Here is a 5,751-nt window from a genome sequence, read left to right on the forward strand (position 1 = left end):
TACTGCCCGATGAGGCCCAGAAGCACGGTCTGGTGAAAGACATCGAGGTGGATGGGGACGGAATGGTTCAGGCCTTCGACGGACCCGGACTGGGCGCGGAGATAGATTTCGAGCTGATCGAACGGAACAAGATTGCTGAGTTTTGTTGACAACCAATCGCGCTTCACCGCGATTGGTTGTTATCAGTACTAGTTGAAATGGGGAATGTCGATTATTTGAGGTTTGCTCTTAATGGAGACTGAAGCATGAAGGATCTTGAAGGAAAAGTAGCATTTGTAACCGGCGGCGCGAGTGGCATTGGCCTGGGTATGGCAAAAGCGTTCTTGAATATGGGTATGAAGGTCGCTATTGCGGACATACAAAAGCGTCGATTACCAAAAGCAGAAGCGGTATTGAATAGCCCGGGAAACGTGATTTCCATTGAGCTGGATGTTCGAGACCGTTCTGCGATCGAACGGGCGGCCGACAAGACAGAGGAGGCCTTCGACAAAGTACATGTCGTGTGCAATAACGCCGGTATCGGCGCCGGCGGCCCCGGGCACTTGATCCCGGTGGAATACTGGAATAAGGTACTTGATATCAATCTCTACGGGGTGTTCCACGGGGTCCAGGTGTTCTTCCCGCGGATGAAGCGCCACGGCGAAGGCGGTCACTTCGTAAACACCGCATCGACGGCGGGGCTGCAGCCCAACCCGGGCCAGTCCGTATACTGCACCAGCAAATATGCCATCGTTGGATACACCGAGGTCCTCCGCAGCGATCTGGCCAACGAGGATATCTCGGCTTCAGTGCTCTGCCCATGGGTAGTGGACACACCGATCTTTCATACGAACCTGGACGACGATGATGTGGAGGGCATTGCAGAGCGCAAAAAGGCAATGCCCTGGCTAAAGGACTTGGCTGTATCACCGGACCTGGTCGGCGAGCAGGTCGCAAATGGCATCCTCAATGATGAGTTGTATATCTTTTGTGACGGGGAAGGGTCTCGAGATATGATCGAAAGGCGTGTGAAAGCCATTCGCGATGCCTTCGACAGACAGTTTCCGAAGTAGAGGAGATGCTGATTTCAGAGACGAGATGCAGGAACCGGAAAAAGAACGGTTCTATCCGCCTGTCAACAGCAAAGAGACGTCCCAATGAAACAGACTGAAAAAGCACCTGTCGTAACGACCACCATCGACACCAGACTGGGGAGAATCACGGGTATCGACCACCAGGATGCCATGACCTTTCTTGGTATCCGCTACGGCAAGCCGCCAACCGGATCCCGGCGATTTCTGCCGCCGGAAGCCAGCGGCGCGTGGTCCGGCACTTACGATGCCACGTTCTTGCACAATCAGGCCGTACAAGTTGTTCACCATACTTTCTACCATGAGACCCAACGTGAAGAAATGGGTGCCCTGGACGAGGACTGTCTGTTTCTCAATGTATTTACCCCGGCAGCAGATGGCCTAAGACGACCGGTGATGGTTTGGATCCATGGCGGCGGCTACGTCGAAGGGTCTGCCAACGAATACAACGGCATTCGACTGGCCACCCAGGGAGATATCGTCGTGGTCGCCATCAATTACCGTGTAGGTGCATTCGGTTTCTTCGACTTGAGCGCCCTTGGTGCCGACTACAAGGGTTCTGCTAACAACGGCGTTCGCGACATGATTCTGGCCTTGGAATGGGTCCGTGACAACATTTCCGACTATGGGGGCGATCCCGACTGCGTCACGATCTTTGGGGAGTCTGCCGGTGGCGAAGCAGTGCTGCTGCTCCTGGGCGCACCCGAAGCCGAGGGGAAGTTCCACCGGGTCATTGCCCATTCTCCTGGTGGCGGATTGGCCGACCCGAAGAAGAGGAGCCTGCAGGATCTTTGCCGGCACTTTGGCAAGGAGGAAGCGCTGTCGTCTAACGGCCTCCTCGATTATCTGCTCGAAATGAGGGCGGATGATCTTCTAAAGGTCACCAGAACCGGGCCGAGCATCGATGGCGTCGTTGTTACCCGTACCGCAATTCAGGTCTGCCGCGAGAAAGGGAGCGACGGTGTCCCGATCATTCTGGGCACCAACCGCGATGAGGGCACCTTTATGTCCTATGGCACCGGACCCGGACGCTGGACAGATGAGATCGACCGCAAGGGATTCGAGTTGGTAATGACAGACTTAATGCGCAGGAACGTCCTCGGGCCCGCTGAAGCTGCCGACGCTTCGGGTAGCCCGGTGTGGCTCTACCGGCTTGATCTGCCGAGCACGTTTCTCGAGGGCAGTCTGGGGGCCACCCATGCGGCGGATATTCCGCTCACGTTCAACTATCCGGCAATCGGTACCAAGTGCCATATCTTCTATGTGCCTATTTCTCCCAAAGCAATCGAACTGGGTCAGGCCTGGTCCTCGACGTGTATGCAATTTGCCCGCACAGGCGACCCAAACGGTGCCAGATACTTGCCGGATTGGCCGGTCTACGATATCCGGACTCGCCGGACGCTGGTTCTGGACGCACCGTGTCGTGTCGTCGATGATCTCGATGCCAAGGATGAACGGGACCGGGATCCTGCTATCTATGCAGCATTCATAAGACATAAGGAAGCGATGTAGAATTGGCCATGCCAATAGGACTCTGTCATGGCACTTGAACTACCGTGGTGATGCTGAGGAACAGGATGGCAAGCAAAGAGGCGTTCAGGTTTCAGTATAAGGCTCTAGTACGCCTAACAAAGGTGAAGGCTGCCCTGACACCTGAACCCTTAATAGAGTGAGTATTTCCAGACTCCTCATCGCCAACAGGGGCGAGATTGCGATACGCATACACCATGCGGCCGCTGAACTTGGGATTACAACCGTAGCTGTCTTTTCAGTTTATTCTTACCACTAGAAGGATACGCCCCTCTCTTATTACACACAACACGTTACACTACCCACCGTCGTGCACAGTTTGCTATAGAGAAGCCCTTTGCTGTACAATAACAGTACCATACAATTTTCTTCTTCATTCTTCATATCCTTTATGAATAGGCCCGGAATAGAGCCGGGCTTATTCATTTTCGGCATTCGTTATTCGAGGACACGATCCTATTTATTGGTCACGGAAGACTGTTCTGTGTGATCAGGCACAGAGAAAGGGGCTGGGGACATCTCCCCAGCCCCTTCGCAGGTCCTTACTTTCAGGACGGCACGTATCAGCTCTTACCGATCCTGAACATCTTGGTGCCACACTGAGGACAGATACCTTGAGTCGCCGGTTTACCGTTCTTCATTGTTATGGCCTTGACGTCCTTCATCTCCCTCTTGGCACGGCACTTCATGCAATAGGCTTCCACAGCTCACCTCCTTTCGGTCAGCCGCGCCCGGGCTCCAGACGCCGATAGAGGGAGTTCCGATGTGGGGTGCCAAGCTCAGGGCCGAGCGCTACTCCCCGAGAACCGTCCACGTGTACCAGTACCTGGTGAGGCGCTACCTCGACGGCAATCCCGTTCCTACCAAGTTCGAGTTGCAGTCCTACCTGGCCTACACGCTCTTGAACTACCTTTGGATGCACCCCTTGTTTGAGAGGCAGTGAAGGCGTGGCTTGCGAAGCGCAGGCATGCCGGCCTGGTGCTTACCGGAAAGGAGAGTACTTTCTTACTCGTGCCGGACGTGACCAAAGGCTCATTGACAAGCAGCAGGGGTGTGCTACGCTGAAAGCAGGAGGAGGCGTTCAAGTGTACGGGGGCGTTAGGAAGATGCGGGGACTGCCGGACCGGATGGCCAACGGAATACCGCCAGCCAGCGTCGGTACTATGACGACACCGCTGACACCTCCGGGAATACTGTATCTGACAAAGGATCATGGGCTATTGCTGGTACTGGAAGCTCACAAGTTTGCACCTCTCGGGCTTTTTCAGCCGATATCCTGAGCCTAGAATAGGATTATGAGCAATCAGAAGCTAGCCGTCAAGAAAGGGACCGACTCTACAGACGAGTCGAAGCCGCAGGAAGTGGCAGAGCAGGGCCACGTGGAGTTGTTTGGAAGGGAATTCCGCATCGTTCAGAACGGCCTTGACCCGGACGAAGTCGTCGATTACCTCCAGAATGCCAGTGACACAAGTAACGCTACCTTCAAACATCTGGAGCAGTTCTCCGCGATACAGGCAGTTGCCAAAACGATGGAGGAGTCGGTAGCTCAAGCCAAGCGGCTAGCGGAAACCGCCAGAGAACAGGCGGAGGACGAGGCCCAGCAGGAGAAAGCCCGGGTAATCGAGGATGCGAAACGGCAAGCGGCCGAGAACGTCCGCCGGGTGACCAAGACCTATCTCACCTCCCTCGACACGGTCTACTCTGCTCTGCTCGAAGCTATCAAGGACGCCTTTGAAAAGACCAAGGAGACGGCGACCAAGACCCTTGCCGAGATGGAAGAGAACGCGCAGGATGAGGTTGTGGCGCAGCTGGAGCAATCTATCCCGGATACCAAACAGCCTGAAGAGGGGGCATCAGGATCCGAAGCTGGTGACAGCGAAGTTATTACGGTCGAGGGGAAGGAGGAGACACAATTCCAGAGAGACGACGGCCCCGACTTGGCCGGTCTGTACAAAAGCTGGGAAAACCTGCGGGAGAGTGAGAGATTGCTCGAGGCTACCATTCGGGACAACTCTGCCAGCGTTGAAGGCGAGAAACCTGCCGATACCAAGGCTGCTACGCAGAGCGAGGTTGAGAATGACCCACAAGGCGAGGTAGAGCAGGAACCTGCCAGACAGGCTGATGATATACAGGGTGATGAGGAGCAGGAGCCTTCCGCCGTCACGACCGGTTCAGAGAGCGACGAAGAAGAGTATCCAGGTGCCGAGACAGCCGGTGACGAGTCTGGTGAGAAGGGCTCTGATCTCTACCGTGGCAACGTAACACTGGTACTTCCGAAAGGAGTTCCGGTATCGTGGCGGCTGGACCTGAAACAGCGAATTCTGGAGACCCCGGGCGCGCAGATCCTGTCGGAGTCATACACTTACGAAGACGAAGACGGAGACAAGCTGATGCTGTCGCTGAGCGAGCCCCTGGCGCTGCCAGATATACTGCGAGAGCTGCCTGGCGTGATAAGAGTGACCGACCCAAGCAATGCTGGCGCTCACAAGCGCAAGGGTTTTAAGTGGCTGTCTGGTAACCACCAACAACAGCAGATTCTCGTGATAGAGCTTGGCGGCAACGCTATCCGCCAACTTTTGAGGTAGTCCGGATCTAACTTGACAGGTCTACACTGAGGATTGTGTTGAGAGGCCGCCACCATTGCACTCAACCGATAACGAACCGAAACCACGCCCTCTTCAGCGATTCGATCATCAATGCTCCTCCATTGGTGTGGCGATAAGGAAGTACAGCCCCGGGTCCTGCGCACCGAAGGTCGTTGGTTCGAATCCAACCCCCGCTACCACCGTCATGATGAGTCGGGGTTGGTTCTGCCTGGCTCTGTTACTTGAGCAGGCTCGGCAATCGTGCCAGTCCTTCAGAGACTAGTGTAGTGTCTCGTAAATATCTTGACGTATAATGGATGTTGATGTCATTCCAGCGCAGGCTGGAATCCAGGGGGCAAACACGTATCCCGGATCGAGTCTAACAGGGTGATGAAAAAGGGGAGTCCAGAGGGAGCGCCCCTCAGAAGGGGCGAAACCCCTCTTCCGAGAGGGGCCGAAGCCTCCTTTGGCAGGGGTGTCTGGGCGTCATTCTTACAGAATGACGTTAGCAGAATCCGAAACCAGATTCTGCCGGTGTCCCCCAGATATAATCTTTCCCCCCTTCC

7 protein-coding genes are annotated in these 5,751 nt (G+C 55.2%); 6 read left to right on the top strand and 1 reads right to left on the bottom strand.

Annotation, left to right across the window (positions count from 1 at the left end):
- Positions 1-245 precede the first annotated feature (245 nt).
- The 3 genes from VMW13_06590 to VMW13_06600 all read left to right on the top strand — a co-directional run bounded on the left by VMW13_06590 (position 246) and on the right by VMW13_06600 (position 2,859).
- Positions 246-1,052 (top strand): SDR family NAD(P)-dependent oxidoreductase, encoded by an 807-nt coding sequence (locus VMW13_06590; GenBank protein HUV44481.1) that lies wholly within the window; start codon positions 246-248, stop codon positions 1,050-1,052.
- Between the two features lie 84 nt (positions 1,053-1,136).
- On the top strand, positions 1,137-2,582 hold the full coding sequence (locus VMW13_06595) for a carboxylesterase family protein (protein HUV44482.1): 1,446 nt from the start codon (positions 1,137-1,139) through the stop codon (positions 2,580-2,582).
- A 157-nt stretch (positions 2,583-2,739) separates the two neighbouring features.
- On the top strand, positions 2,740-2,859 hold the full coding sequence (locus VMW13_06600; protein ID HUV44483.1) for a biotin carboxylase N-terminal domain-containing protein: 120 nt from the start codon (positions 2,740-2,742) through the stop codon (positions 2,857-2,859).
- A gap of 304 nt (positions 2,860-3,163) precedes the next feature.
- On the opposite strand, the gene VMW13_06605 is transcribed toward VMW13_06600, so the two are convergent.
- Positions 3,164-3,304 (bottom strand): DUF5679 domain-containing protein, encoded by a 141-nt coding sequence (locus tag VMW13_06605; protein HUV44484.1) that lies wholly within the window; start codon positions 3,302-3,304, stop codon positions 3,164-3,166.
- 59 nt (positions 3,305-3,363) lie between these two features.
- On the opposite strand from VMW13_06605, the gene VMW13_06610 reads away from it, so the two are divergent.
- The 3 genes from VMW13_06610 to VMW13_06620 all read left to right on the top strand — a co-directional run bounded on the left by VMW13_06610 (position 3,364) and on the right by VMW13_06620 (position 5,185).
- A complete protein-coding gene (locus VMW13_06610) occupies positions 3,364-3,543 on the top strand; it encodes a hypothetical protein (protein ID HUV44485.1) in 180 nt (59 codons plus the stop codon).
- A 142-nt stretch (positions 3,544-3,685) separates the two neighbouring features.
- Complete coding sequence (locus tag VMW13_06615; protein HUV44486.1) at positions 3,686-3,880, top strand: hypothetical protein; 195 nt, start codon at positions 3,686-3,688, stop codon at positions 3,878-3,880.
- A 15-nt stretch (positions 3,881-3,895) separates the two neighbouring features.
- Complete coding sequence (locus VMW13_06620) at positions 3,896-5,185, top strand: hypothetical protein (GenBank protein HUV44487.1); 1,290 nt, start codon at positions 3,896-3,898, stop codon at positions 5,183-5,185.
- Positions 5,186-5,751: the final 566 nt, after the last annotated feature.

This window comes from Dehalococcoidales bacterium (assembly GCA_035529395.1).
GTDB lineage: Bacteria > Chloroflexota > Dehalococcoidia > Dehalococcoidales > Fen-1064 > DUES01.

Bases quoted from the DNA above. Each gene is read 5' to 3' on its own strand.
- VMW13_06620 (HUV44487.1), top strand. From the start codon at position 3,896: ATGAGCAATCAGAAGCTAGCCGTCAAGAAAGGGACCGACTCTACAGAC.
- VMW13_06595 (HUV44482.1), top strand. From the start codon at position 1,137: ATGAAACAGACTGAAAAAGCACCTGTCGTAACGACCACCATCGACACC.
- VMW13_06610 (HUV44485.1), top strand. From the start codon at position 3,364: ATGTGGGGTGCCAAGCTCAGGGCCGAGCGCTACTCCCCGAGAACCGTC.
- VMW13_06590 (HUV44481.1), top strand. From the start codon at position 246: ATGAAGGATCTTGAAGGAAAAGTAGCATTTGTAACCGGCGGCGCGAGT.